This window comes from Citrobacter cronae (genome assembly GCF_016893685.1).
Classification (GTDB): Bacteria; Pseudomonadota; Gammaproteobacteria; order Enterobacterales; family Enterobacteriaceae; genus Citrobacter; species Citrobacter werkmanii.
Map to the genome: position 1 here is coordinate 3745546 of NZ_CP069763.1, position 25592 is coordinate 3771137.

At 53.3% G+C, this 25592-nt stretch carries 22 protein-coding genes; 10 read left to right on the forward strand and 12 right to left on the reverse strand.

From position 1 onward, the window contains the following. Nucleotides 1-103 precede the first annotated feature (103 nt). A complete protein-coding gene (locus JSN25_RS16195; RefSeq protein WP_204525132.1) occupies nucleotides 104-1645 on the forward strand; it encodes a methyl-accepting chemotaxis protein in 1542 nt (513 codons plus the stop codon). Nucleotides 1646-1926: 281 nt separating this feature from the next. Beyond that, complete coding sequence (ansP, locus tag JSN25_RS16200) at nucleotides 1927-3369, forward strand: L-asparagine permease (RefSeq protein ID WP_038640693.1); 1443 nt, start codon at nucleotides 1927-1929, stop codon at nucleotides 3367-3369. A gap of 41 nt (nucleotides 3370-3410) precedes the next feature. On the opposite strand, the gene JSN25_RS16205 is transcribed toward ansP, so the two are convergent. Both JSN25_RS16205 and yncE read right to left on the reverse strand, forming a co-directional pair. Beyond that, on the reverse strand, nucleotides 3411-3632 hold the full coding sequence (locus tag JSN25_RS16205) for a YgdI/YgdR family lipoprotein (protein ID WP_038640695.1): 222 nt from the start codon (nucleotides 3630-3632) through the stop codon (nucleotides 3411-3413). Nucleotides 3633-3768: 136 nt separating this feature from the next. Next, on the reverse strand, nucleotides 3769-4830 hold the full coding sequence (gene yncE / locus JSN25_RS16210) for a 7-bladed beta-propeller protein YncE (protein WP_204525133.1): 1062 nt from the start codon (nucleotides 4828-4830) through the stop codon (nucleotides 3769-3771). Nucleotides 4831-5091: 261 nt separating this feature from the next. Between yncE and pqqU the strand changes: the two genes are divergently transcribed. After that, nucleotides 5092-7212, forward strand: coding sequence for a TonB-dependent receptor PqqU (gene pqqU / locus JSN25_RS16215; protein WP_204525134.1), 2121 nt, complete (start codon nucleotides 5092-5094; stop codon nucleotides 7210-7212). 31 nt (nucleotides 7213-7243) lie between these two features. Here the strand turns inward: pqqU and JSN25_RS16220 are convergent, their stop codons facing one another. Beyond that, a complete protein-coding gene (locus JSN25_RS16220; protein ID WP_137351476.1) occupies nucleotides 7244-8281 on the reverse strand; it encodes an NADP-dependent oxidoreductase in 1038 nt (345 codons plus the stop codon). A 57-nt stretch (nucleotides 8282-8338) separates the two neighbouring features. After that, nucleotides 8339-8914: a helix-turn-helix domain-containing protein gene (locus tag JSN25_RS16225; RefSeq protein WP_204525135.1), complete on the reverse strand. Its 576-nt coding sequence runs from the start codon at nucleotides 8912-8914 to the stop codon at nucleotides 8339-8341. Between the two features lie 37 nt (nucleotides 8915-8951). On the opposite strand from JSN25_RS16225, the gene JSN25_RS16230 reads away from it, so the two are divergent. Continuing rightward, complete coding sequence (locus JSN25_RS16230; protein ID WP_085048178.1) at nucleotides 8952-9470, forward strand: GNAT family N-acetyltransferase; 519 nt, start codon at nucleotides 8952-8954, stop codon at nucleotides 9468-9470. Beyond that, nucleotides 9467-9916 (forward strand): DMT family transporter, encoded by a 450-nt coding sequence (locus JSN25_RS16235; RefSeq protein WP_085048177.1) that lies wholly within the window; start codon nucleotides 9467-9469, stop codon nucleotides 9914-9916. Before JSN25_RS16230 ends, JSN25_RS16235 begins: the two co-directional genes overlap by 4 nt. An 80-nt stretch (nucleotides 9917-9996) precedes the next feature. On the opposite strand, the gene JSN25_RS16240 is transcribed toward JSN25_RS16235, so the two are convergent. Both JSN25_RS16240 and JSN25_RS16245 read right to left on the reverse strand, forming a co-directional pair. Next, a complete protein-coding gene (locus tag JSN25_RS16240) occupies nucleotides 9997-10230 on the reverse strand; it encodes a YdcY family protein (RefSeq protein WP_038640708.1) in 234 nt (77 codons plus the stop codon). Between the two features lie 17 nt (nucleotides 10231-10247). Beyond that, a complete protein-coding gene (locus JSN25_RS16245) occupies nucleotides 10248-11846 on the reverse strand; it encodes an ABC transporter substrate-binding protein (protein WP_038640710.1) in 1599 nt (532 codons plus the stop codon). Nucleotides 11847-12128: 282 nt separating this feature from the next. On the opposite strand from JSN25_RS16245, the gene JSN25_RS16250 reads away from it, so the two are divergent. The 3 genes from JSN25_RS16250 to JSN25_RS16260 are packed head-to-tail and all read left to right on the forward strand — an operon-like array spanning nucleotide 12129 to nucleotide 18578. Beyond that, entirely contained in the window at nucleotides 12129-13436 is a 1308-nt protein-coding gene (locus tag JSN25_RS16250) for an SrfA family protein (RefSeq protein ID WP_204525136.1), read from the forward strand. 4 nt (nucleotides 13437-13440) lie between these two features. Further along, nucleotides 13441-16422 carry a virulence factor SrfB gene (locus tag JSN25_RS16255; protein WP_204525137.1) on the forward strand — a complete coding sequence of 994 codons (2982 nt, stop codon included), beginning with the start codon at nucleotides 13441-13443 and terminating at the stop codon, nucleotides 16420-16422. Further along, nucleotides 16419-18578: a virulence factor SrfC family protein gene (locus JSN25_RS16260; protein ID WP_204525138.1), complete on the forward strand. Its 2160-nt coding sequence runs from the start codon at nucleotides 16419-16421 to the stop codon at nucleotides 18576-18578. Before JSN25_RS16255 ends, JSN25_RS16260 begins: the two co-directional genes overlap by 4 nt. 10 nt (nucleotides 18579-18588) lie before the next feature. Here the strand turns inward: JSN25_RS16260 and JSN25_RS16265 are convergent, their stop codons facing one another. Then, nucleotides 18589-18762 carry a GhoT/OrtT family toxin gene (locus tag JSN25_RS16265; RefSeq protein WP_069324931.1) on the reverse strand — a complete coding sequence of 58 codons (174 nt, stop codon included), beginning with the start codon at nucleotides 18760-18762 and terminating at the stop codon, nucleotides 18589-18591. A 192-nt stretch (nucleotides 18763-18954) separates the two neighbouring features. On the opposite strand from JSN25_RS16265, the gene yncL reads away from it, so the two are divergent. Beyond that, nucleotides 18955-19050 carry a stress response membrane protein YncL gene (gene yncL, locus JSN25_RS16270; RefSeq protein WP_071524268.1) on the forward strand — a complete coding sequence of 32 codons (96 nt, stop codon included), beginning with the start codon at nucleotides 18955-18957 and terminating at the stop codon, nucleotides 19048-19050. 136 nt (nucleotides 19051-19186) lie between these two features. Here yncL and JSN25_RS16275 read toward each other — a convergent pair whose 3' ends face one another. Continuing rightward, nucleotides 19187-19948, reverse strand: coding sequence for an AraC family transcriptional regulator (locus JSN25_RS16275; protein ID WP_069324932.1), 762 nt, complete (start codon nucleotides 19946-19948; stop codon nucleotides 19187-19189). Between the two features lie 101 nt (nucleotides 19949-20049). Here JSN25_RS16275 and JSN25_RS16280 point away from each other — a divergent pair, with 101 nt between their 5' ends. Next, nucleotides 20050-21174: a multidrug effflux MFS transporter gene (locus JSN25_RS16280; RefSeq protein ID WP_204525139.1), complete on the forward strand. Its 1125-nt coding sequence runs from the start codon at nucleotides 20050-20052 to the stop codon at nucleotides 21172-21174. A 195-nt stretch (nucleotides 21175-21369) separates the two neighbouring features. Here the strand turns inward: JSN25_RS16280 and patD are convergent, their stop codons facing one another. From patD to JSN25_RS16300, 4 genes are read right to left on the reverse strand one after another with little or no spacing between them, the layout of a single operon-like run. Beyond that, the gene (patD, locus tag JSN25_RS16285; RefSeq protein ID WP_038640724.1) at nucleotides 21370-22797 is read right to left on the reverse strand and encodes an aminobutyraldehyde dehydrogenase; all 1428 of its coding nucleotides are present in this window, start codon (nucleotides 22795-22797) and stop codon (nucleotides 21370-21372) included. A 21-nt stretch (nucleotides 22798-22818) separates the two neighbouring features. Further along, nucleotides 22819-23625, reverse strand: coding sequence for an ABC transporter permease (locus JSN25_RS16290; RefSeq protein ID WP_003020204.1), 807 nt, complete (start codon nucleotides 23623-23625; stop codon nucleotides 22819-22821). Then, the gene (locus tag JSN25_RS16295; RefSeq protein ID WP_069324933.1) at nucleotides 23615-24559 is read right to left on the reverse strand and encodes an ABC transporter permease; all 945 of its coding nucleotides are present in this window, start codon (nucleotides 24557-24559) and stop codon (nucleotides 23615-23617) included. Before JSN25_RS16295 ends, JSN25_RS16290 begins: the two co-directional genes overlap by 11 nt. Further along, a complete protein-coding gene (locus JSN25_RS16300; RefSeq protein WP_204525140.1) occupies nucleotides 24560-25576 on the reverse strand; it encodes an ABC transporter ATP-binding protein in 1017 nt (338 codons plus the stop codon). Nucleotides 25577-25592: the final 16 nt, after the last annotated feature.

Here is a 25592-nt window from a genome sequence, read left to right on the forward strand (position 1 = left end):
AGAATACAGCGTTTCTTATTAAAATGGTTTAAACAGTTTTTAATATCCCCTGGCTTTATTGCGGGGATTTTTTTATGGCTTATACATACCACCTGGGGCCTCTATGAAAAGTAACATGCCTGTTACACAAATTGAGTACGCACTTAACGATAAAGCGACGCTGCTTTCGACAACAGATAAAGAAAGTCATATTACCTACGCCAACTCTGCTTTTATTGACGCCAGCGGATTCAGCGAACACCAGTTAATGGGCGAGCCGCATAATATTATTCGCCACCCTGATATGCCCTCTGCCGCTTTCGCCGATATGTGGTACACGCTACAGCAGGGGGACAGTTGGACGGGAATGGTGAAAAACCGGCGGCAGAATGGCGATCATTACTGGGTGCGGGCCAACGTGACGCCGGTCTGGCACAATGAAAAACTCACTGGTTACATCTCGGTACGCACTGTTCCTTCGCGCGATGAAATAACCCAAAGTGAAAACTTATATCAAAAAATAAATAGTCAGCAGCTTAAAGGCTTTCGTCTGTTTAAAGGTATTATCATTCGTCGCGGCATAATGGCATGGGTTTCAATGTTTAAATGGCTGAGTATTAGCCAGCGCGTCAATTATAGTTTAGGGGTGACTGCCCTGCTGGCGTTGTTATTTATCTTATCCCCTGTGAATTCTATTATTCAGGCGGGTGGGCTGTTGATGCTGTTTCTGGCACTGGCTATTTACCTTAAGTATCAAATTTGTCAGCCAGTTAATACGCTACTGACGCAAATGAAGAAAGTGGTGTCTGGTCGTAAAGCCGATAACTGTCATTTAAACAGGGTCGATGAAATAGGAATGTTGATGCATCTGGTTAATCAATCCGGGCTTAATCTGAATTCACTGGTCGATGACGTCAGTACGCAACTATCCGGTATTCGCGCCATCAGTCAGCGGGTATCAAAAGAAGGTACTGCGTTGCACAAGCGTTCAGAAGAAACCTCCGCTGACCTGCAACAAACGGCTGCCGCCATCGAAGAAATTGGCAGTGCGGTACAGCAAACCGCTGAAACGGCGGCGCAGACCATGACCATGGCAGATAAAACCAGCGCCAACGCGGCAGCAGGCGGCGATATCATGAAACAAACCATTACCATGATGCAGGCAATCTCGCGTGATAACGGACAGATAGTCGACATCATTGGCGTTATCGATAGCATTGCCTTTCAGACCAATATCCTGGCGCTCAATGCCGCGGTTGAGGCCGCGCGAGCCGGAGAATCCGGGCGCGGCTTCGCCGTTGTCGCAGCAGAAGTTCGCAATCTGGCGCAGCACTCGGCGTCGGCGGCAAAAGAGATCAAACAGTTGATCGAGAAGAACGTCGCCAACGTTAACAGCGGCGTCAAAATGGTGGAGCGAACGGAAACACATCTCACCGGGATGATTGGTGATGTCCTGCAGATGTCGATGATGATCAAAGAGATTAGTCTGGCCACGCGAGAGCAAACCCAGGCGCTGGATCTGATTAACGATTCAATTTCACGCGTGGGCGCCATGACACACAATAACGCCGAAATGGTGGAACGTGTTACTGATGCTACCGCCGATCTGACCCAGCGATCATCACGCTTACAGCAGGCCGTTCAGGTCTTTGGCGTATCAGCATAACGTTACGGCGCTTATCGGGCGAATGTCTTAATAAGCGCACTCCTCTCCCTGGTTAAAACGCCCCTTTCTTTTATTGGCTGAATCGAGGCCACACCGCGCCAGTTCCGGCTGCACAAAAATGCTGAATTCTTGTTATCGGGGCTTTGCGCAAGTGAACAATTGAATGTAGGATGCTCGGCCGGCAGTTTTCCCCCGTAACACAATGAAGGGTAACGCTGTTTTCGCCGCAGCAGGTGCGGCAAAAAGGATTTTGTAAATCAGTCAGGTCAACAGGAAACGTAATGAACACACACAACACGCAAGCCGCGGAACAACATGCGGCGAAACGACGCTGGTTGAATGCTCACGAAGAGGGGTATCACAAGGCGATGGGCAATCGACAGGTACAAATGATCGCCATTGGCGGCGCGATTGGTACCGGGTTGTTTTTAGGGGCAGGCGCACGGTTGCAGATGGCTGGCCCCGCTTTGGCGCTGGTCTATCTGGTGTGCGGTATTTTTTCGTTCTTTATTCTTCGCGCGCTCGGCGAACTGGTTTTGCACCGCCCTTCCAGCGGTAGCTTTGTCTCCTACGCCCGCGAATTTTTAGGTGAGAAAGCCGCCTATGTGGCGGGCTGGATGTATTTCATCAACTGGGCGATGACCGGTATTGTCGATATCACCGCAGTTGCGCTGTATATGCATTACTGGGGCGCATTTGGCGACGTGCCGCAGTGGGTGTTCGCCCTCGGGGCGCTGGCCATTGTCGGCACCATGAACATGATCGGCGTGAAGTGGTTCGCAGAGATGGAGTTTTGGTTTGCGCTGGTCAAAGTGCTGGCGATTGTGATTTTCCTGGTTGTGGGTACCGTTTTCTTAGGTAGCGGAAAACCGCTGGATGGCAACGCCACGGGTTTTCACCTGATAACCGACAACGGCGGATTTTTCCCGCATGGCCTGCTGCCAGCGCTGGTACTGGTTCAGGGGGTCGTCTTCGCGTTTGCCTCCATCGAACTGGTCGGCACTGCCGCGGGTGAGTGCAAAGATCCGCAAACGATGGTGCCGAAAGCAATCAATAGCGTTATCTGGCGTATCGGTCTGTTTTACGTGGGTTCGGTGGTCCTGCTGGTTCTGCTTCTGCCCTGGAATGCCTACCAGGCGGGGCAAAGCCCGTTTGTCACCTTCTTCTCCAAACTTGGCGTGCCGTATATCGGCAGCATCATGAATATTGTGGTGCTCACCGCGGCGCTTTCCAGTCTGAACTCCGGCCTGTACTGCACCGGGCGTATTTTACGTTCCATGTCGATGGGCGGTTCCGCGCCAAAATTTATGGCTAAAATGAGCCGCCAACAGGTGCCATGGGCCGGGATCCTCGCCACACTGGTCGTGTATGTCGTAGGGGTATTCCTGAACTATCTGGTGCCGTCGCAGGTGTTTGAGATCGTGCTTAATTTCGCCTCGCTGGGCATCATTGCGTCGTGGGGATTTATCATGGTTTGTCAGATGCGTCTGCGCCGGGCGATTAAAGAAGGTAAAACCGCAGACGTCAGTTTTAAACTGCCAGGTGCGCCGTTTACCTCCTGGCTCACGTTGCTGTTCCTGCTGAGCGTGCTGGTGCTGATGGCGTTTGATTATCCAAACGGCACTTATACCATCGCATCATTACCGTTAATCGCCATCCTGCTGGTTGCAGGCTGGTTCGGCGTGCGTAAACGCGTAGCGGAAATCCACCGCACCGCGCCGTAAGGATAAAAGGCCTGACAGGTTACCCCTTCAGGCCTTCTTTTTTAGTCTGCTTCAATGAGCTGCGCAACATCGTTGCTATTAATTTCCCGCGCATTCCCATCCTGATCGGTATAGCTGGTCATTCCCGTGTCTTTATCCAGCTTTGGCTTGCCCTGGGTGGTAATCGTTTGTCCGCTTTTGGTCGTCATAACGTAATTGGTTGTGCAACCTGCCAGCGTAAACAGCATGACGCCTGCACAAAGACACATAAATGGCTTTTTCATGGTATTCCCGTGTTATTCAGTTAGCCGTTGAGGGCGTAGTGTAAGTCCCTGAAGTTAGTCAGGCTACTGGCGGGGTGTAACGAGGCGTATCGTGAGGTTTAGAGAAATGACAGGAGGGGTTTCCCCCTCCGGTTAATTACAGCGCAATACGAATCACATCGTCCGGCTGGGTAGCTTCCTGCTCGCGGGTAGATTTCTGTTTCACGCTAACGTACAGCGTTTTACCGTCGGCGGAGAGCGCCAGGCTGTTCGGGAATGTTGGGGTCTCGAACGTTTTGACAACTTTGTAGCTTTTCGCGTCGATCACGCTTACTTTACCGGCCTGACGATGAGTCACATAGGCCTCGTTGCGCGCCGGGTTGAACAGCACGGCCAGGGATTCCGGCGCGGCGACTTTCGCCAGTACATTGCCGTTGCGGGTGTCAATAACCAGCACTTCCGCAGCCTTAGAGTCGGTAACAAATGCGCGGTTACCCGCCGTGTCCAGACTCAGGTTGATAAAGAAGTGCTCTTTTCCATCATCCAACAGCTTTTTACGGCTGAGAATTTTGTTATTGGTGGTATCGATAGTGATAAATTCGCCGTCCGCATTGGCGGTGTACAGGCGTTTAGCCTTGCTGTCGACAGCCAGAGCGGTGCTCATTTTGCCAGTATTTTGGATTGTGTCCTGAAGTTTGATCGTCTCACCGTCCACGACCCAAATTACGCTCTCTTTACCAATACCGCTAATGTAGACCGTGTTGGTCGCATCATCGGCGACCAGCTCACGCGGCTGCAGCGGGCGCACAGCTTCAGAACGCTTACGCGCATCCAGCACCAGGCGCCCTTTCACCGCGCCTGTTTTAGCATCCATCGCCGTCACCGCACTGTTTACCGTATTACCAAACCACAGCGTTTGCGTGGTGTTATTGATGGTGGCGCCAAACGGTTTGAGATCGTTATGGATAACCTGAGTCACTTCGAGCGTCACCGGGTCAAGACGGTAAACCACGCCCCCGGTATCCAGTTTGCGGCTCTGTGAGGTCGCCAGCCACAGCGCGTTCTCTTGCTGGCTGTATGCCATTTCATAGGCACCTTTGCCCACGGCTTTGCGCAGCAATTCTTCCGCAGCCTGTGTCGTAAAAGATGATGCCACGAGCAGTGAACCTAACAGTAAAGAACCACGCAGGCGCGGCGAAAACAGATGACGTAAAGACATGACGACTCCCTTTGATAAATTCGTTTGTTACTGCTTCACATAGCTTCAATGAGCAAAATCATGGTTTTGCCTTTTTAAGAATGAGAATAGTAATCATTATTCATCGCAAAGTGGAGCACTTCTTCACATATTGACTACACTCGTTTTCATTGCCCGAAAAATTACCGCAATTCAGTAGCGCTAAAATTCATCTTTTTTATAAAAAAATTCACATGCTTACCGTCCGTTTCCCGGCGTCAGCATCATAAACTGGCCTTATTCATGACGATTTTTTCAGCCCGCTATACTGTCTTTCCTGTTTCATTACTGCCTGTCTTTCTCTCGACTTTTGCCGCGGCAGACAGTGAGATAAACGAGCAAACGCTGATCGTTAGCGCGACGCCACAATCCGTTTCAGAGCTGGATACGCCTGCCGCCGTCAGCGTTGTTGCCGGTGAAGATATGCGTCTGGCAACACCGCGCATTAACCTGTCCGAATCGCTGACCAGCGTCCCTGGGCTACAGGTGCAAAATCGGCAGAACTACGCGCAGGACCTCCAGTTGTCGATTCGTGGTTTTGGTTCACGCACCACGTATGGTATCCGTGGCATTCGTATGTATGTAGACGGAATCCCAGCCACCATGCCGGATGGGCAAGGCCAAACATCCAATATCGATATCAGCAGCGTACAAAATATTGAAGTCCTGCGGGGTCCCTTCTCTGCGCTGTATGGCAATGCTTCCGGCGGTGTGATTAATGTCAGTACTGAAACAGGGCGTGAGCCGTCCACCATTGAAGCCAGCAGCTATTACGGTAGTTTTGGCACCTGGCGCTACGGTTTAAAGGCCACCGGAGCGCTGGGCGACGGTACTCAGCCAGGCGATGTGGATTACACCGTTTCAACGACCCGATTTACTACCCATGGGTATCGCGATCACAGCAGCGCGCAAAAAAATCTGGCTAACGCCAAACTCGGCGTACGTATTGATGACGCGAGTAAACTGACGCTGATTTTCAACAGCGTGGATATTAAGGCCGACGATCCCGGAGGCCTGACGAAGTCAGAGTGGAATGCCAATCCGCAGCAATCGCCTCGCGCCGAGCAATTCAATACGCGAAAAACCATCAAACAGACCCAGGCGGGATTGCGCTATGAACGCCAGCTCAGCGCGCAGGATGATCTCAGCATCATGACCTATGCGGGGGAGCGTGAAACCACCCAGTATCAGTCGATCCCAATGGCCCCACAGTTAAGACCCTCCCATGCCGGAGGCGTTATCACTCTACAACGTCATTATCAGGGGATAGATAACCGTTGGACTCACCGTGGCGAATTGGGGATCCCGGTAACCTTCACCACCGGCATAAACTATGAAAACATGAGTGAAAACCGTAAAGGCTATAACAACTATCGGCTTGATAATGGTGTGCCTGAGTATGGTCAGAAAGGCGACGTGCGACGCAATGAACGTAACCTGATGTGGAACGTCGATCCCTATCTGCAAACCCAGTGGCAATTGACGGAGAAGCTTTCGCTGGATGCTGGCGTTCGTTACAGTTCCGTGTGGTTTGATTCCAACGATCGCTACATTACGCCGGGTAACGGCGATGACAGCGGGGACGCCAGCTATCACCAATGGCTCCCTGCCGGATCGTTGAAATATGCGATGACGGACGCCTGGAACGTCTATCTGGCTGCGGGGAGAGGATTTGAAACGCCGACAATTAACGAACTCTCCTACCGTTCCGATGGCCAAAGCGGGATGAATTTTGGTTTACAGCCGTCCACAAATGACACCATTGAAATCGGCAGCAAAACGCGTATCGGCGATGGGCTGTTTACCGCGGCCCTGTTCCAGACCAACACGGATGACGAAATCGTCGTTGATAGTAACAATGGCGGTCGTACGACCTATAAAAACGCCGGGAAAACCCGCCGTCAGGGAGGCGAGCTATCCTGGGACCAACGCTTTGCCACAAACTGGCGCGTAAAAGCGGCATGGACCTGGCTGGATGCAACCTATCGCAGCAATGTCTGCGGCGATCAAAACTGCAACGGCAACCGACTGCCCGGCATAGCGCAAAACATGGGATTCGCGTCACTGGGCTACGTGCCTGATGAAGGCTGGTATGCGGGAGCAGATGTGCGTTATATGGGGGACATTATGGCTAATGATGAAAATACGGCGAAAGCCCCGTCATATAGCGTAGTCGGCCTGAATACCGGCTATAAATTTTATTACAGCAACCTTATGATCGACCTGTTTGGCCGGGTGGATAACCTGTTTGATAAGACCTACGTCGGTTCGGTGATTGTGAATGAATCAAATGGCCGGTACTACGAACCGGCGCCAGGACGAAACTATGGCGTGGGTATTAATCTGGCCTGGCGTTTTGAATGATACTGGCGGGAATCGCTCCCGCCAGCACTCTTTACGCATCGTCTGCTACGCGAATAACCACCTTGCCGAAGTTTTTACCGGTCAGCAAACCGATAAAGGTCTGCGGCGCATTCTCCAGACCGTCAGTGACCTGCTCACGGTAGTGGATTTTACCCTCTTTAATCCAGCGCCCCATCTCCCGCTGAAACTCATGAATGCGGTGACCATAATCCTGACCAATGATAAAACCCTGCATCCGGATACGCTTTTTCAGTAAGGTTGCCATCAGCAACGGTAATCGGTCAGGGCCGGTCGGAAGCGATGTCGCATTATAACCGCTGACCAGTCCGCAAAGCGGAATGCGCGCCGAGGTATTGAGTAACGGCAGCACAGCGTCAAATACCTTACCGCCAACGTTCTCGTAGTAAATATCAATTCCCTGTGGACACGCTTTTGCCAGTTGTTGTGCAAAATCGTGCGCATGGTGATCGAGACAAACATCAAAGCCCAGCACTTCGGTAGCATGCCGGCATTTCTCTGCCCCGCCCGCTACACCGATCACCCGACACCCTTTGAGCTTACCAATCTGTCCAACCGTTGCGCCCACCGGGCCAGTTGCAGCGGCAACAACCAGCGTTTCCCCTGCTTTCGGCTGGCCAATGTCCAGCAAGCCCATATAGGCGGTAAATCCCGGCATTCCCAAAACACCCAGCGCCCAGGAGGGATGTTCAGGATTATCGCCAAGCTTCACCAGCCCGTTGCCGTCCGAAATGTCATAGTCCTGCCAGCCACTGTAGCTCAGCACCCATTCGCCAGGCTGGTAATCAGGATGGTTGGAGGACACGACGCGGCTCACAGTGCCACCGACCATCACACCGCCAATCTCAACGGGAGGCGAGTAAGACGGTTCATCGCTCATGCGCCCACGCATGTAAGGATCGAGAGAAAGGAAAACGGTGCGCAGCAAAACCTGACCTTCTCCCGGCGTTGCGACTTCATCTTCTTCAAGACGGAAGTTATCCGGGATTGGCGCGCCATGTGGGCGGGAAGCCAGTACCCAACGGCGGTTACGATTAGTCTGTTGACCCATGATGTGCTCCTCTGCTTTTGGCATGAATCCATCAATAGTAGCAGCCTGCGCCAGCATTTAGCTCACGACATGGTTTAATCGCACAACCAGATAAACGCAGGTTTGCGTGGTTTCATTGATAAACCGACAGTCATTCGGCGGCCCCAGTTCCAGACAATCGCCCGCTTTCATTTCATGACGCACATCGCCTTCCACAAAGACTAACTCCCCCTGCTGTAGCCAGATAAGCTGTCTGGCCTGCACGTAGGAGGATGCTGGCATTGGGATATTGCTTCCGGCGGGCAATTCGATTTGTACCAGGTCGATGGGGAGATCGCTGCGCGGTGAGACATGGCGTCGCAGATAGTGGCTCTGCGGATCGTGCCAGACGGGCTGGTCAGCGAGGCGCAGCAACTTGCCCTCCTGCATTTCGGCTCGTGCAATCAGCATCGACATGCTGATGCCAAACGCCCCGGAGAGCCTGCCCAGCAGCGTGGCCGTGGGGCTACTCTCACCACGCTCTATTTTATGGATCATTGCCCGCGACACGCCTGCACGCTCGGCGAGTTCCGTCAGAGACCAGCCGCGAGATTCTCGTTCAAGGCGAATTCTTGCACCGATCCGTTGATTTATGCTGTCTTCAATAGTATTCATATTGTAATACTATAGTGAACAAGCCCTGAGGTTCAACATGTCAATTAGATTTGCCAGCAAAGCAGACTGCGCCGCTATTGCTGAAATTTATAACCACGCGGTACTGCATACGGCGGCTATCTGGAACGATCAAACGGTCGATACCGAAAACCGTATCGCCTGGTTCGAAGCCCGCCAGTTGATGGGCTATCCCGTGCTGGTAAGTGAAGAAAACGGCGTAGTCACTGGATATGCTTCGTTCGGCGACTGGCGTAACTTTGACGGATTTCGTCATACCGTTGAGCATTCGGTGTATGTCCATCCTGAGCATCAGGGCAAGGGCCTGGGACGAGCGCTGCTCAGCCGACTGATAGAAGAAGCGCGGGTGTGCGGAAAACATGTAATGGTGGCGGGGATTGAGTCTCAGAATCAGGCGTCGCTGCATCTGCACAGTACGCTGGGATTTAACATCACGGCACAAATGCCGCAGGTTGGCACCAAATTTGGTCGCTGGTTGGATCTGACCTTTATGCAACTGCAGTTAGACGATCGTCGCGATCCGGATGCCGGCAGATGAACCAGACGCTGACCCTCTCCTTTCTGATTGCCGCAGGTATTGGTCTGGTGGTGCAAAACACCTTAATGGTGCGTATCACGCAGACCTCCTCGACGATCCTGATTGCCATGCTGCTGAACTCACTGGTTGGGATTGTACTGTTTGTCAGCATTCTGTGGTTCAAGCAAGGCGCCGCGGGGTTTGGCGAACTGATCACCAGCGTGCGCTGGTGGACGCTGATCCCCGGTTTGCTGGGGTCTTTTTTTGTTTTTGCCAGTATCAGCGGCTATCAAAATGTGGGGGCTGCCACCACGATTGCGGTACTGGTCGCCAGCCAGTTAATTGGCGGACTGGTGCTGGATATTCTGCGCAGTCATGGTGTACCGCTCCGTGCGCTGGTGGGGCCTGTTTGCGGCGCGGTGCTGCTGGTCGTCGGGGCCTGGTTGGTCGCGAGGCGCTCATTTTAACTGCCGGATGGCGCTTCGCTTATCAGACTTACGGAATTTATCCAGCCTGAACATACAGGCCGGATAACAGTAATAACGAATTAAAGGATTGTGCCGCCTTTGGTCAACTGCTCGCGACGGGCTTCCATATCCTCTTTATGCTGACGACCATGATGTGCAATAGCCGTACGCAAACGCTGTTGCTGGGTGTAACGATCTTCCCGGCTCAGCGCGGCATCATCGCTGAGTTCAATCAGCAATTCATTCATATGCGTAATGACGCTCTCTTCAATGGCGGCATCAACTCGTGCGCTGACCTCATCCAGATGCGACATAACCTCTCCTTAACTCTTTAATTTAATTTTGCTTTTGAAAAATCACTGCCCATCAGGCTGACGCTGTATCCGCTGACGTTGCTACGCGTGGCATAGAACGTTTTGCCATTTGCCAGGGCTATCCACGGAGCCTGCTGGTAGAAAATCTCTTGCGACTGCTGGTACAGCGCGGCGCGTTCTTCAGGTTTGCTCACCAGTTTCGCCTTTTGAACCAGAGAATTATACTCTTTATCGCACCAACGCGCGGCGTTAGATCCGGTTTTAATGCTGTCGCAGCCCAACAGTACATCCGCGAAATTATCCGGATCGCCGTTGTCTGACATCCAGCCGAACAGCGCGGTGTCATGCTCGCCTTTGCGCATTCCGGAGAGATATTCGCCCCACTCGTATGACACTATTTTTGCCTTTACGCCGACTTTTGCCCAATCGCTCTGGATCATCTCGGCAATACGTCGGGAGTTCGGGTTGTATGGACGCTGAACCGGCATTGACCACAGCGTCGCTTCAAATCCGTTTTCCAGCCCAGCCTGTTTCAGCAGATCTTTCGCTTTTTGCGGGTCGTAAGCGTAATCTTTTAGATCGTTATTGAACCCCATCATATTCGGTGGAATCGGCGATTTTGCCACCGTACCGGAACCTAAAAAGACGGCGTTAATAATGGCTTTTTTATCGGTCGCGTAGTTCAACGCCTGACGCACCAGCACGTTATCAAACGGTTTTTTCTCGGTATTAAACGCCAGATACCCGACGTTGAGCGCTTCAACCGAATGCAGCGTCAAATCTTTATTCTTGTTGATCTCGTCAAACTGGATTGGCGCAGGCGCCGGGATAATCTGGCATTCGTTAGTTTGCAGTTTTGCCAGTCTGGTCTGTACATTTGGTGTGATCGAGAATATCAGGTGCTTCGTCGGGACGGCGCCATCCCAGTAGTTCGGGTTGGCCAGATAACGGATTTGGGAATCCTGTTTGTACTGCTGCAACACATATGGCCCGGTGCCAATCGGCCAATTATCAACGTTTTCCGGGGTGCCTTTTTTCAGCATCGCGTCAGCATATTCCGCGGAAAGAATGGAAGCGAAATCCATCCCCCAGTCGGCAAGAAACGCGGCGTTAGGTTCATTCAGCACAAACTGAACGTGATAATCATCCACCTTCTTCACTTCTTTGATCAGTTTATCCAGACCGACATCGTTAAAGTATTCGTAGCTGCCCTGAGAAACCTTGTGGTACGGATGATCGGCATCTTTCTGGCGCAATACCGAGAAAACCACGTCATCGGCGTTGAAGTCGCGGGTAGGTTTAAAGAATTTATTACTGTTGAATTTCACCCCCTGGCGCAGGGTAAACGTGTAAGTCTTCCCATCGGGAGAAATTGTCCAGTCCGTTGCCAAAGACGGTATTGGGGTATTCTTTACCGGATCAAAGTTAATGAGTCGGTTGTAGAGCACCTGTGAACTTGCCACAAACGACGGACCGGAACTGGCGATTTGCGGGTTAAATGACTCCGGCGACGCTTCTGAGCAGTAGATGATGGTGTCAGTGCTGGCCGCGAACGCAGCGCCTGAGGGTAAGGCGGCGCTGAGCGCCAGCGCGAGTAACGTTTTCCTTGCAATCATGGTTATAAGCCTTCTTATTTTATTATTAACCGGAATATCAGAGCATAGCTGACAAAAACTGACCAATAACAAATCACTATCAGGTTATTCTAATCCGGTGGTTTTCGCTGAATTATTCATCACCACAAGCGAATTAATTTCCCTTAAGTCTTTTTCAAAACGTCAAGATTTTTCCCGGCACTCTATGCCATGAAAATTCGCCCCTTTTTGCCTCTCTTCCGTCGTTTGCTCGTTTTTATAAACCGTAAAGTAGATGTGTGAAGAAGTCTAAGGGGTAACAACGTGGCAAAAACTCTCTTGCGCAGCGGCAATTTGGATGACTATCAGGCCGTAGGTGGCGGTGGTCAGGCCGTGTTTGATTCAGCACTGCAAATTCGTGAAACGCTTCGCTTGCGTAAACAGCAGGCGATGGTGGATTGTCTGGCGATCCCACAAATTAACGACAACGGCGATCGGGTTGACTGGTATTCTCCGGTTGAAGGAAAAGTCGTTGCATGGAAAGCCGCTGATGAAGAGGCTCGTTTTCGTGCGCTACGCTATCTGGGGAGCACGCTGGAAAATGCGGCGGCCCTGAGCCGTAAAAGCCTGCAATCGGGGAAAACCGCCCTCCAACTGTTTGGTTCATTGCTCGAAAAAGCCATCCAGTTTCCTGGCGAGAATCACGTGTTTCTGGTTGATGGTAAACCCGTTATTACGTTCTGGGGCTTCGTCAATCTGAATGAAAATCCCCGCGACGATGTGCTCGATTGCCTGCGCCTTGCCGATATACCACCGGTTGTCACTGTGACAGAGCCTGACCCGGAAGAAGAGACTTCACCTGAAATCACCTTCACTGAGGCCGATGCCCCTTTACTGACGCCGGTCGTTGAACCGCCAAAACCGGTTGAACCTGAATCACAACCGCTGGCCATGATCAGCGAACCGGAAGTCACACCGCCACCGGTACAGGTGAAGCCCGCACGTCGCCTGCCGCTGTGGAGTCTACCCGTTGCCGCCGTCATTATCGCAGCCATTGTCGGACCGTTGCTATGGAAACAACAAGCCGTTATCCCTACCCCCTTAGTTGCCCCCATTGCAGTGGCTAAAGCAGACATGACGCCGTTGCCGGAACTGTCCTCTGCACTACCTTTGCATCGGGCTGAAGTCATTCCGGTAGCGAAAAAAGAGAAACCTGACGCAGGACCGGTAGTGATTGCCGCTATTCCCAAAGATGCGCTGGTCATGGATGCCAGCCAGATGAAGGCAGGAACGACGCGTTTCCTCAACGGTAACTGGCGCGTCATGGTCGACGTGAAAGATCCGGTCAGCGGCAAAGCGCCGTCGCTGCGTTATCAGATCCAGACGAATAAAGGCACTGCACGCGTTGTTCATGGCGACAATATTGTTTGTCGTGCCGAGATTTTCTCTGGTTTGCATCAGACTGGCGAATTAATGATTAAGAGTCGCGGCAATGCCCGTTGCACGGACGGATCACGTTATCCGATGCCTGAAATTACCTGCAAAGCGGGAACCAATGACGTCGCCACCTGCACCGCACGATATGACGATCACGCGGAAATCCCTCTGACGATCAAAAAGATAGGTGCCTGATTTTATGTTGGTGAATCTGTGTGACTACAAACAAAGCGTGACGCTCATCGCCAATAGCGGTGTGCAATTTCTGGATTTTGGCCTGACGCCGCAGGAATCTGCACATCATGGCCGCTTTGTGCGCAAAACGGCCAACGGTCCCCTGCTACGGCTGGACTTCGATCTGACAACGGGACGCTATACCTTGCCGGGCAGCACCGGCGGTCAGCCCGAAGTGGTGAAGCCGGAAAGCACCCAGACGCTGCATTATTCTCTGGACGTGCTCGACGGCATCTGGCTACCGCTGCCGTTCCTGCGCTTTAATCCGCCGCGTACGTTTGTTGAAGGCCCGGATAACTGGGCGCGTGTACAGGTGCGAAAACTGGCGCAACCAGACAGCGCGGGCAACACTCACCGCGTTACCCTGGCGCTGGACAGCCAGCTCACTGAAAATGCCCCGGCAGCGTTAACCCCCAACGAAAATGACCTGCTTAACGGTACGCGATTTGCACTGGCCTGGCATGATAACGAAATTGCCGATTTCCTCGACCAGACCTGGATTGACGGCTGGCTGCGCGAATCCTTTATGCATCATGTCACGCAGCATGAGAATCGCTCAGAACATGAGATCCAGCAGGCGCTGCGTAATTTTGAATATCAGGCGCACTGGTTAAATTTGTTAACCCTGTTAGGCGAACAGCTTTCTATTCCTGAAGTCAAGCTGGTCACACATACGCTCAGCACACCGGCGATTCCCGTCGATCTGATCCTGGACATTGGTAATACCCATACCTGCGGCGTCCTGATTGAGGATCACGGCGATGCCAATGATGGACTGCGCCAGACCGCTGAATTACAGGTGCGGTCATTAAGCGAGCCGCAGTTTCTTAACGATCCGCTATTCACCAGCCGACTGGAGTTTTCCGAAGCGCGGTTCGGTAAACAGCACTTTTCCGTTGAGAGCGGTCGTGATGACGCCTTTATCTGGCCGTCGATTGTTCGCGTGGGCGATGAAGCCCGAAAGCTGGCGATGCAACGTATGGGTACGGAAGGCAGCAGCGGGATCTCCAGCCCGCGCCGTTATCTGTGGGATGAAACGCCGGTGCTGCATGACTGGCGCTTTAGCCAGATGAATGGCAAAACCCAGCGCGAACCGCTGGCTACCGCCTTCCCGCTGATGAATCTCATGAATGATGACGGACAACCGCTGTTCAGCCTGCCGCAGGATGACCGTCTGCCGGTGTTCTCACCGCAATACAGCCGCAGCACGTTGATGACGCATATGCTGTGTGAGATCCTGGCTCAGGCGCTGGGTCAAATTAACAGCGTGGCGACGCGTTTGCGCCTTGGTTTCCCGGCCTCTCCTCGCCAGTTGCGCACATTGATCCTGACCCTACCCTCAGCGATGCCAAAACAGGAGCGCGAGATTTTCCGCCTGCGTATGTTTGAAGCCATTGCACTGGTCTGGAAAGCGATGGGCTGGCACCCGCAGGATGAAGACTTCACCACCCGTAAGCAGCAGGAAAAGAGCGTGGTTCCCGTCCCTGAGATCCAGATGGAGTGGGATGAGGCCAGCTGCGGTCAGTTGGTGTGGCTGTATAACGAGGCGATTTCCCACTACGATGGTCACACGGAATCGTTTTTTAATGCCCTTGCCCGTCCGGACCGTCAGCCGGAACCTGGTGAGATAAAAGGTCGTGCGCTGCGCGTGGCATCCATCGATATTGGCGGTGGGACCACGGATATGGCCGTCGTCCATTACCAACTTGATGACGGCGTTGGCGCGAACGTCAAGATCACCCCGCATTTGCTGTTTCGCGAAGGCTTTAAGGTCGCGGGCGATGACATGCTGCTGGACGTGATTCAGCGTTGCGTACTACCTGCCCTGCAAACCCGCTTGCAGCAGGCTGGCGTGACCGACGCCGCCGCATTACTGGCTACGCTGTTTGGCGACTCCGGGCGCATCGATACTCAGGCGATCCTGCGTCAGCAAACGGCATTACAACTCTTTATGCCGCTCGGTCATGCGGTGCTCTCCGCCTGGGAACAAAGCGATATTAACGATCCGGTAGCCGGACTGCATGCCACCTTTGGCGAGCTGCTCAGCCAGCAACCCACGCGTAACGTGATGAACTATATCCAACAGGCTATCGATCATGCGTTGCCGTCTGGTTCGCCAGCGTTTGATGTTTTGAGCGTGCCGTTACAGGTGCAGTTCAGGCAGTTACAAGAAGCGTTACTGGCGGGGCAATTTACCCTGACCTCGCCGCTGCACGCGGTTTGTGAGGCTATTTCACATTATCGTTGCGATATTTTATTAGTGACCGGCAGACCCGCTTGTTTACCGGGCGTACAGGCGTTGATCCGCCATCTTCAACCCGTTCCGGTTAATCGTATGATCTGGATGGATAACTATCGGGTGCACGAGTGGTATCCGTTCAGTCAGCAAGGGCGGATTGGCAACCCCAAATCCACCGCAGCAGTCGGTGCAATGCTATGCAGCCTGGCGCTGGATCTGCGTTTACCGCGCTTCAATTTTAAAGCTGCCGATATCGGCGCTTACTCGACCGTACGTTATCTTGGCGTGCTGGATAATACGGTCAACACGCTACGCGATGAGAACATCTGGTATCACGATATCGATCTGGATACACCCGGCGCGAAGCTGGATACCCGTTTGCACTTCCCGCTGCGCGGCAATGTAACGTTAGGCTTCCGCCAATTGGCAAACAGCCGCTGGCCTGCCACGCCGCTGTATACGCTGAGCATAAATTCTGCCGAACTGGCAAAAAGTATCGCCGGAGATGGCGTGTTAAATGTACGGCTGCAGTTACGCGGCGGCAGCAAAGAGAGCGGCCCGGAATGCTTCGTACTCAGCGATGCCTGGTTACAGGATGGCACCCCCGTTGCCGCCAATGCCTTAACGTTAAAATTGAATACCCTGGCGGATCGTCGCCATAGCGGTAGCCATTACTGGATTGATAGCGGGAGCGTGTACCTGAAATGAGTAAGATGTTAAACACCGCGCAGGCCGTCATCGAGTGGGTAACAGAGACCCGCCAGCGTTCCGTACGTCTTGATGATGAGGCGGATGCCCTGCTGACACAACTTACGTTAGCCGCGGTTAATGAATCTGCGCTGACAGCGACCTTTTCAGCACGAGGCTGTGTTGGGTTATATGGGCACTCACAATCAGCGAAAGCGCATCTGCTCGCGGCATTGTGCAGCAATGCCAATGGCAAAGTGAATATCGTGACCCCGGATCGCAGTTTTGATTATTTTTCGCATATTAATCCGGGGCATGCACCGACCAATATGGCGATTCGCTTTACACGTGAAGATAATCCGCTCAATAGCGAATGGCCGCTGCGCTTACGCTTACTCAGTGAAGCCGAACTGGTACAGCTGTTTATCACACAGTTCTGTGCGCTTCCGGACAACCGCCAGGTTGAGAAATCGATTATTGAGGCGCGCCTGGAAAAATGGCAAACCCTGCGTCAGCGTCATCCGGTGCAAGGCATCACGGCTCAGGATGTCGCGGCAATCGGTCGTTTCTGGCGCTCCTGCGTACCGGCTAATCAGCAGCAAATTGACGATGCGCTATGGCATCAGTTTGCTACGCTTCTCCCCGCTCTGGATCTGACGACCCGGGCAAACGCCTGGGCATTATTGTGGGGAGAACAACCAGAGCTAACGCAGCAGTGGCTGGCGCTGGCGCATACGCTGCAACAAACCGGGAACGCGCAAGAACTGGCGGCTCCGCTGAGCCTGTTGGTTGACCATTTTGGTTTACCTGCTGAGAGTTTTCTCACTCAGGTGGCATTGCACGGGAGTGAGGCGCAAAGTGATGTGGTTGTTCATCCAATTGAAAACCATCCGTTGCTCAATGCGGTCAGTCTCTCACAGGCATCACTAGCGCTGTTGACGCGCGAGCTGATCCTGACGGTGGAAGATGCTGTGCTGGAGAATGTCGATCTGCTCGATATCCCTCTCGCCCCGGATGCTCATCCCCATCCGCTGTGGCAGGCAAAATTAGGCTGGATGCTGGAGCATTATCGCCAGCAACTGCAACCGGATGTGCTCTTAATCTGCAATGCGGTATCTACCCGCGCCCAGACGCCAGCCATTACCCGCAAGCTGCTGGGCTGGGTCAACGATACGCAACCCGTACATGACGCCGCATTACCGGGCGTAGTCTGGGCCATCACCCCACAGGATGCGCGTTTTAGCACCCAGCAAAACCTGGATGAGTCCGTACAGCAATTAATGGGCAAACCGGGACTGCACTGGGGTACGCTGCAGGCGCTGGATAACCACAGCTTACAACGCCTTGTCGAATGGCTGACTCAGGCGACTTCACCACAACAGCGTCAGGCCAGGCTGATCTCTCTGCGCGAACAACACCAACAGCGCATCCGCGAAACGCTGATGAGTTGGATTAACACCCGCGATGATGAGTCAGGTAGCAGCGAGTCGGTGATCCGCCAGTTACAATCCCAGGCGGCAAAACATGGCGAGCTACTGGAGGGGTTACTGCCGCCAATGCGCCTCTTTGAGTCGCTGCTGCGTGTTCATCAGCCGCGCGAGGAACAGGTGAACGGGCTATTTAATGAAGAGATCGACCTGTTTGCTGAAGTACGTGACATACCGCACTCGCCGGAGAGCAAAGAAACTGGTTATCTGGCACACAAAATGTGGGTTAATCACGTACGTCAGTGGTGTCGCGATGAAAATAATGCGCGCCGTTTAGGTCTCGATCCTCGTACGCTAAGGCAGGTGGCTGACATTCTTGTGACCACCAGTTATCGCCTGGAGATGCCGCAACGCTTACAGCGCATGATGCAGCGCGAAAACGTCTGTGCGGCGCAGCTACATGCCGATATTGGGGATTTTATTACCTGGCTTGGATTTACCAACGTTGCTGAGGAACAGCGCCCTGCCAGCAGGATCCAAAAAGGCGCTGCTATTTTTAGCGCGCCGAAGCAACAACCGATGTCGCGCCTGGCCAAACTGGAAGAACAGCCCTCGCACGGCGCAAGCCGCTATGTTTACGACTGGCTGGTTGCTTTGTATACCCGCGCGAATGAGAACGTGGGATATCAGCACCCACAGGATGTTACTGAAGCCGACAAAAAACGTTTAGATGCCCTGCTTTCCGTCTGAAACGGCCTCATCAGAAAAGTGAAAACATCAGCGCGACGGGAAAGCTCATTGGCCAGGTCGCCCCGACTAATACCGCGCTGAGAAAACGAATCCGCTTTTTCTCGCGTGACAGAAACCAGGTGATGATTGCCGTGATAGCGGCCATCACCGCATAAAAGACCAACATTTTTTGGTACAGAGACATGTAAGGCATCCTGGCCGGAAGGTGAAATCGCGCGCAATATGCTCTTTTTCATGACTCACATCAAGTTTTATTAATTATTTTAAGAGAAACGGCGGTAAAACAACCCGTTTTCATTATGTTCAGAATTCGTACTATTGCGGATAGTTATAACCCGTACTATACCCATAGGGGTTAAAACGAAAGGTGGCACAAATGAATGTTTCCAGTAAAACTGTGGTGCTGATAAATATATTTGCTGCTGTAGGACTTTTCAGTCTGATTTCCGCAAGGTTCGGCTGGTTTGCTTGATGTGACTCTTCTGAATTAATTGCAGCGTCCAGTGGCAGAGAGGGTTTTCTCTCTGCCATTAGCCAACGATCTTCCCACTCTACCTTCATCCGGTAAATCATCCTTAGGATGTAATATCCCTAATCCTTCTGCGGCATTATTTGCCTGTAAAGCGGGCTGGCGTGGTGCCGGTATGCTGACGGAAAAATGCAATAAAAGCACTGTCACTGACAAATTCCAGATGTTGCGCCACCTGACTACCAGGACTCCCGTCAGCCAGCATTTCCATGGCTTTTAACAGTCTAAATTGCTGTCGCCAGTGCTGATAATGCATCCCGGTATCTCTGATGAAGATCCGGCTGATGGTCTTCTCACACGCCCCAACCCGTTGGGACAACTGATTCAGTCGCGGTGGCAACGCCCCCATGCGCAATTGCTCAAGCCATACGTCCAGCCGTGGATCTGAGGGAAATTGTAATGTCCAGTTTTCACTACGCGCGGCCCGCAATTCCTCACAAAAAACGGTGATGAGGCTGGCCTGTTGCACCGCAGGCATATCCCATGACCAAAAGGCCATGCGTTCTATGACTTCGAAAAAAAGTGGATTAACCTCGACGATATGCATGGGCAGATCGGATAACGGCAGCGAGGTTGAAAAGTACAAAGAACGATAAGCCATTACGCCACGCATGATGGCGCGATGAACCGTACCGGCCGGGATCCAGACCGCACGCCGTGGCGGCAGCAGGCACAGGGCCTGCTCCAGTTCAATCGTGATGCTCCCCGCCGCCGAAAAAAGGAGTTGATGACGAAGGTGGCTATGGCGTCCGGAATCGTGTACGCCCATATCGGCGGCAATCCCAATTACCGGGTTATCAAAGCTATCCGCATCGAAAATTTCATCGGGGGCAATTTTCATTATCTGTCCGATATTTGATATATAAAGTCCTGATAATAGTAATAAGACAGCCCGCTTTCAGCAATAATTCCCGCCTGTTTTCGGTCTCTTCGGATATTGCTATGAATATTCTTCGTCGTCCGCCGCTTTGGCTGCTCACTCTGCTGATAATGTTTCCGCAACTGGTGGAAACCATTTACAGCCCGGCATTGCCAGGTATCGCTACCGCTTTTCACATAAGCAGTGAACGTGCAGCTCAAACACTCTCCGTTTACTTTGTGGCCTTCGCCGTCGGTGTGGCGATGTGGGGCTGGCTGAGCGACAGTATCGGACGACGGCGGGCGATGCTGGCAGGACTAATCTGCTACGGCACAGGTTGTGCATTGGCCATTGTTGCCACCAATTTCAACGTGTTGCTGCTGGCGCGGATGGTGTCAGCCATCGGAGCGGCTGCCGGGTCAGTCGTGGTACAGACCATATTGAGGGACTGTTATGAATCAACCACGCTATCCCGCGTCTTTTCTGTGATGGGCGCCGCGCTGGCCCTGAGTCCGGTTTTCGGCCTGCTAAGCGGAGGTTGGCTGGTGTGCCTGTATGGTCATATCGGTGTATTCGTTGCTCTTGTTTTGCTGGCGATATTACTGCTCATACTGACAGCAACCCGTTTGCCGGAAACAAGGCCGGAGAATACGATCCGCCCGCGGATGGCTGTGCTCCTGCCCCGCATGGCTCGGGACGATGAGCTGTGGAAAAATGCTATGCTGGTCGCCCTGTTAAATACCATGCTGTTTAGCTATTACAGTCTGGCGCCATTTCTTTTCAGACAGTTGGGATGGAGTTCCAGAGCCTTTGGCTGGACGGGGGTGTTACTTGCGCTTGCTTCGCTGTCGGGAAGCCTGTTGAATCGGCGTCTGTTAACGACAGGTCTGACGCCGCAACAGCTGGTACGTCATGCCTGTGTGCTGGCCATGTTCTCAGGTCTGGCGGCGTGGTGGCTACAGCATACTGCATGGATCCTGATACCGGTGTTTGGGGTGGTACTGGCCTATGGTATCGCCATTCCCAATGTATTGAGCCAGGCACTGCGTCGCTATCGTGAACAAGCCGGGGCCGCTGGTGCTTTGTTCGGGTTAAGCTATTACCTGTTGCTGGGAATGATGCTGGGATTGGCTGGCATGGTGCAACAACTGGGGCTGGTGCTGAGCGTCTGTGCGCTACTTGCCTGGCTTTGCAGCTACCGCCGCTGATAACTGGACGGTATACCTGAAAGCACAAAGCCCCGGCGTTAAGCTGGGGCTTTGTCGTATCAATTAGCCTGACCTCGCGGATATTTCCAACTTACCGCCGTCCGATGGCGACGAGGCCAGTGGCGCGAATAGTATAGAGACCCGTTTGCTAATTTTTAGCTATCCGTGCCTCATTAGGAGTTCACGTCTAAATTGTTACTCATGCTTGATCATGACATGGCGAACAATCGTGTAATCCTCGAGCCCGTACACCGACATATCTTTGCCATAACCAGACTGTTTTTGCCCACCGTGCGGCATCTCGCTGACCAGCGTGAAGTGGGTATTGACCCAGGTGCAACCATATTGCAGACGAGCACTGAACCGATGCGCGCGGCCGACGTCCCGGGTCCAGACAGAAGATGCCAGTCCGTATTTCGAATCATTCGCCCACGCCAGTACCTGGTCTTCATCATCAAATACGGTCACGCTGACCACCGGACCAAAAACTTCCCGCTGCACGATGGCATCTTCTTGCTTCGCCCCGGCCAGCAGCGTTGGGGCAAAGTAGTAGCCTGCGCCGTCCACTTTTTTACCCCCGGTGATAACCTTGATATGCCCCAGGGCTTTGGCCTCATCGACCGCTTTGGCCACGCGATCAAGATGTGCCTGCGAACTTACCGGTCCCAGCTCCGTCGATTCGTCGTTCGGCGCGCCAATTTTCAGGCTGGCAACCGCGGCGCCAAGTTTCTCAACCAACGCGTCATAAATGCCTTTCTGGGCATAGATTCGACAAGCGGCGGTACAGTCTTGTCCGGCGTTGTAATAACCAAAGGTTCGCACGCCGCTCACTACCGCATCCAGATCCGCATCATCAAAAATGATGACCGGGGCTTTGCCGCCCAGTTCCATATGTGTGCGCTTAATTGAAGACGCGGTATGCTGGATAATGTGTTCGCCGGTGGCAATAGAGCCGGTCAATGAAACCATGCGGACCTTTTCATGTCCGGTCAGCGGATCGCCCACGGTTTTTCCACGGCCAAACAGCACGTTGACAACGCCTGCCGGATAAATATCTTTGGCAAACTCGGCCAGTTTAAGCGCCGTTAATGGGGTAATTTCCGACGGTTTAATCACCACGCAGTTCCCCGCCGCCAGCGCCGGAGCCAGTTTCCACGCCGCCATCATCAGCGGATAGTTCCACGGGGCAATAGAGGCGACCACGCCCAGCGGATCCCGGCGAATCATTGACGTATGCCCTTCCAGATACTCTCCGGCGGCCTGTCCTTGCAGGGTGCGGGCCGCCCCGGCAAAGAAGCGGAAAACATCGACGATGGCCGGAATTTCATCGTTGAGCACACAATGCAGCGGCTTACCGCAGTTGAGCGATTCCAGCTCAGCGAAGGTTTGCGCATTATCCGCGATAGCATCCGCCAGTTTCAGCAGTAACTCGGAACGTACTTTCGGTGTGGTTTGTCCCCAACTGGCAAAGGCACTGTCGGCCGCACGGACCGCGGCATCAACCTGCGTGGCTGAGGCCTCGGCAATCTCCAGAATGCATTCACCAGTTGCAGGGTTATAGACTGGCTGCTTTTCACCTTCACCGTTGACCAGCTCGCCATTAATCAGTAATTGATGTTGCATAGCAATTTCCCATATCGTCGTTTATTTACCGTTTCCGGCGAGAGTGTCGCCTTCACGCGTTAGCCACCAGGCCCCTAAAATTGGCAGTGTAGTCACCAGCATTACCAGCAATGCCACAACGTTGGTGACAGGCACATCCCGTGGACGACCCAGTTGATTGAGCAGCCACAAAGGAAGTGTTCTTTCATGTCCGGCGGTGAACGTTGTCACGATGATTTCATCAAATGACAAGGCAAACGCCAGCATTCCGCCCGCCAGCAGTGCTGATGCCAGGTTCGGCAGCACCACGTAACGAAAGGTTTGCCAGCCGTTGGCGCCAAGATCCATAGACGCTTCAACCAGACTCCATGAGGTACGCCGAAAACGCGCCACAACGTTGTTAAACACCACCACCACGCAAAACGTCGCATGCCCCACCACGATCGTGAGAAAACCCGGTTCCAGGTTGATGGTTTTAAACGCCGTCAACAGCGCCAGACCGGTGATGATCCCCGGTAACGCGATTGGCAACAGCAGCAACAGCGATATTGCACTCTTGCCAAAAAAGTCCCTGCGCCACAGCGCGGCAGCGGCCAGCGTCCCCAGAACGAGAGCAATAGCCGTCGACAACGCAGCGATTTTAAGTGACAACGTCACAGACTCCAGAATATCGCTACGCTGCGCCGCAACGCTAAACCACTTCAGCGTCAACCCCTGCGGTGGAAAACTAAAAGCAGCCTCCTCAGTATTAAAAGCATAGGTGGCGATGATGAGGATGGGAAAGTGCAGGAAAATAACCCCGCCCCATGCCGCCAGTTTGAGTAACCAGGGTGCGCGTTCAGAGTGCATCGAAAGCTCCCAGACGCTTCACGAACGCCAGATACAGTGCGATTAACACAATCGGCACCAGAGTAAATGCCGCCGCCATCGGCATATTGCCGATCGCCCCTTGTTGCGAATACACCATGTTGCCGATGAAATACCCCGGCGGTCCCACCAGTTGCGGCACGATAAAATCGCCCAACGTCAGAGAGAAAGTAAAGATAGATCCCGCCGCGATACCGGGTATTGCCAGCGGAAGAACCACATAGCGGAAGGTTTGACGCGGACGCGCGCCCAAATCAGCGGAAGCCTGTAACAGTGACGGCGGAAGCCTCTCCAATGCGGCCTGTACCGGGAGGATCATAAACGGCAACCAGATGTAAACGAACACCAGAAAGCGTCCTAACCCTGAGGTCGACAACGTATTGCCGCCGACAGCAGGTAGCGTCAGGAACGAAAGCAGCAGCGGCTCCAGCCCAAGATGGGTTAAAAACCACTGCGCCACACCGTCTTTCGCCAACAGTAACGTCCACGCGTAGGCTTTAACAATGTAACTGGCCCACATCGGCAGCATCACCGCAATGTAAAAAAAGGCTTTCATTTTGCCGCTGGTATAGCGCGCCATATACCACGCCATCGGAAACGCCAGAATCGCGCTGGCAATGGTGACCGCGATCGCCATCGTCAGGGTACGCAAAATGATGTCGTAGTTGGCGGGATTAAACAGCGCCTGCAGATTCGCCAGCGTCAGGTCCGGCGTGACCGACATGGTGAAATCGTCGAAGGTATAAAAACCTTGCCACAACAGCGTCAGCAGTGAGCCAAAGTAGACGATGCCAAACCACATCAGCGGCCCGAGAAGCAGTAAAAACAGCCCCAGCCCCGGATTACGCCAGAAAAAACCGGAAATCTTGTTCAGATTTGTCGGTTGCGATGGCGAATGTAAGACGTTCATAGCCATTCACCTCTCCTCAACCAACGGCACCATCACGTCGCGTGACCACGATGCCATCACCTGCTGACCCGGCGACAGCGTTGACGGCAGCATTTCTCCCGTCAGGTTCGCCTGGCTCACCAGTAATTTTTCACCGCCAGCCAGTTTCAGTTCAAACCGTGTCGCCGCGCCCTGGTACTGCACCGCCTGGATGACTCCCGGAGCCTGGACGTCTCCCCCGGCATCATTCAACCGAATGTGTTCCGGACGCAGGGAAAACATTCCCTGTAGCCCGCAAACGTTCGCTGACATCGCGGCATCAAAGACATTGGACGTCCCGACGAAGCTCGCCACAAACGGTGTCCGTGGACGCATGTACAGTTCACGCGGAGAATCCACCTGTTCGATACGACCGTTATTAAACACCGCCACACGGTCAGACATCGACAGCGCTTCGCCCTGATCGTGAGTGACAAAAATGAAGGTGATACCGAGAGATTGCTGTAACTTCTTCAGCTCTAATTGCATCTGTTCGCGCAACTTAAGATCCAACGCCCCGAGCGGCTCATCCAACAGCAGAACGCGCGGTTCATTGACCAGCGCCCTGGCAATCGCCACGCGCTGACGTTGTCCGCCGGAAAGCTGTGACGGTTTGCGCTCATGAACAAAACCGAGTGCAACTTTATCAAGCGCCTCACGGGCTTTGGCGTGACGCTGTTTTTTATCAATCCCTTTGACCATCAGCCCGTAAGCGACGTTGTCGAGGATCGACATATGTGGGAATAGCGCGTAGTCCTGAAATACCGTATTGACGTCCCGCTCCCAAGGGGGCAATTCGCTGGCCTGTTTTCCAAAAATGGTGATTGCGCCGCCTGAAAGCTGCTCGAACCCGGCAATCAGGCGCAGACAGGTGGTCTTGCCGGAGCCGGATGGCCCCAGCATTGAGAAAAACTCCCCGTCGTTAATCGCAATACTCACTCCATCAACTGCACGAACATCCCCGTACAGACGCGAGACGTTATGAAACTCTACTGCGTACGTCATAAAACCCCCAGCGGAA

What these genes read in the sequence shown, in the direction of transcription:
- patD (WP_038640724.1), bottom strand. Translation starts at nt 22,797, where the DNA reads ATGCAACATCAATTACTGATTAATGGCGAGCTGGTCAACGGTGAAGGT.
- JSN25_RS16205 (WP_038640695.1), bottom strand. Translation starts at nt 3,632, where the DNA reads ATGAAAAAGCCATTTATGTGTCTTTGTGCAGGCGTCATGCTGTTTACG.
- JSN25_RS16290 (WP_003020204.1), bottom strand. Translation starts at nt 23,625, where the DNA reads ATGCACTCTGAACGCGCACCCTGGTTACTCAAACTGGCGGCATGGGGC.
- JSN25_RS16255 (WP_204525137.1), top strand. Translation starts at nt 13,441, where the DNA reads ATGTTGGTGAATCTGTGTGACTACAAACAAAGCGTGACGCTCATCGCC.
- ansP (WP_038640693.1), top strand. Translation starts at nt 1,927, where the DNA reads ATGAACACACACAACACGCAAGCCGCGGAACAACATGCGGCGAAACGA.
- yncE (WP_204525133.1), bottom strand. Translation starts at nt 4,830, where the DNA reads ATGTCTTTACGTCATCTGTTTTCGCCGCGCCTGCGTGGTTCTTTACTG.
- JSN25_RS16230 (WP_085048178.1), top strand. Translation starts at nt 8,952, where the DNA reads ATGTCAATTAGATTTGCCAGCAAAGCAGACTGCGCCGCTATTGCTGAA.
- JSN25_RS16295 (WP_069324933.1), bottom strand. Translation starts at nt 24,559, where the DNA reads ATGGCTATGAACGTCTTACATTCGCCATCGCAACCGACAAATCTGAAC.
- JSN25_RS16280 (WP_204525139.1), top strand. Translation starts at nt 20,050, where the DNA reads ATGAATATTCTTCGTCGTCCGCCGCTTTGGCTGCTCACTCTGCTGATA.
- JSN25_RS16220 (WP_137351476.1), bottom strand. Translation starts at nt 8,281, where the DNA reads ATGGGTCAACAGACTAATCGTAACCGCCGTTGGGTACTGGCTTCCCGC.
- JSN25_RS16260 (WP_204525138.1), top strand. Translation starts at nt 16,419, where the DNA reads ATGAGTAAGATGTTAAACACCGCGCAGGCCGTCATCGAGTGGGTAACA.
- JSN25_RS16195 (WP_204525132.1), top strand. Translation starts at nt 104, where the DNA reads ATGAAAAGTAACATGCCTGTTACACAAATTGAGTACGCACTTAACGAT.
- pqqU (WP_204525134.1), top strand. Translation starts at nt 5,092, where the DNA reads ATGACGATTTTTTCAGCCCGCTATACTGTCTTTCCTGTTTCATTACTG.
- JSN25_RS16235 (WP_085048177.1), top strand. Translation starts at nt 9,467, where the DNA reads ATGAACCAGACGCTGACCCTCTCCTTTCTGATTGCCGCAGGTATTGGT.
- JSN25_RS16265 (WP_069324931.1), bottom strand. Translation starts at nt 18,762, where the DNA reads ATGTCTCTGTACCAAAAAATGTTGGTCTTTTATGCGGTGATGGCCGCT.
- JSN25_RS16225 (WP_204525135.1), bottom strand. Translation starts at nt 8,914, where the DNA reads ATGAATACTATTGAAGACAGCATAAATCAACGGATCGGTGCAAGAATT.
- JSN25_RS16245 (WP_038640710.1), bottom strand. Translation starts at nt 11,846, where the DNA reads ATGATTGCAAGGAAAACGTTACTCGCGCTGGCGCTCAGCGCCGCCTTA.
- JSN25_RS16300 (WP_204525140.1), bottom strand. Translation starts at nt 25,576, where the DNA reads ATGACGTACGCAGTAGAGTTTCATAACGTCTCGCGTCTGTACGGGGAT.
- JSN25_RS16275 (WP_069324932.1), bottom strand. Translation starts at nt 19,948, where the DNA reads ATGAAAATTGCCCCCGATGAAATTTTCGATGCGGATAGCTTTGATAAC.
- yncL (WP_071524268.1), top strand. Translation starts at nt 18,955, where the DNA reads ATGAATGTTTCCAGTAAAACTGTGGTGCTGATAAATATATTTGCTGCT.
- JSN25_RS16240 (WP_038640708.1), bottom strand. Translation starts at nt 10,230, where the DNA reads ATGTCGCATCTGGATGAGGTCAGCGCACGAGTTGATGCCGCCATTGAA.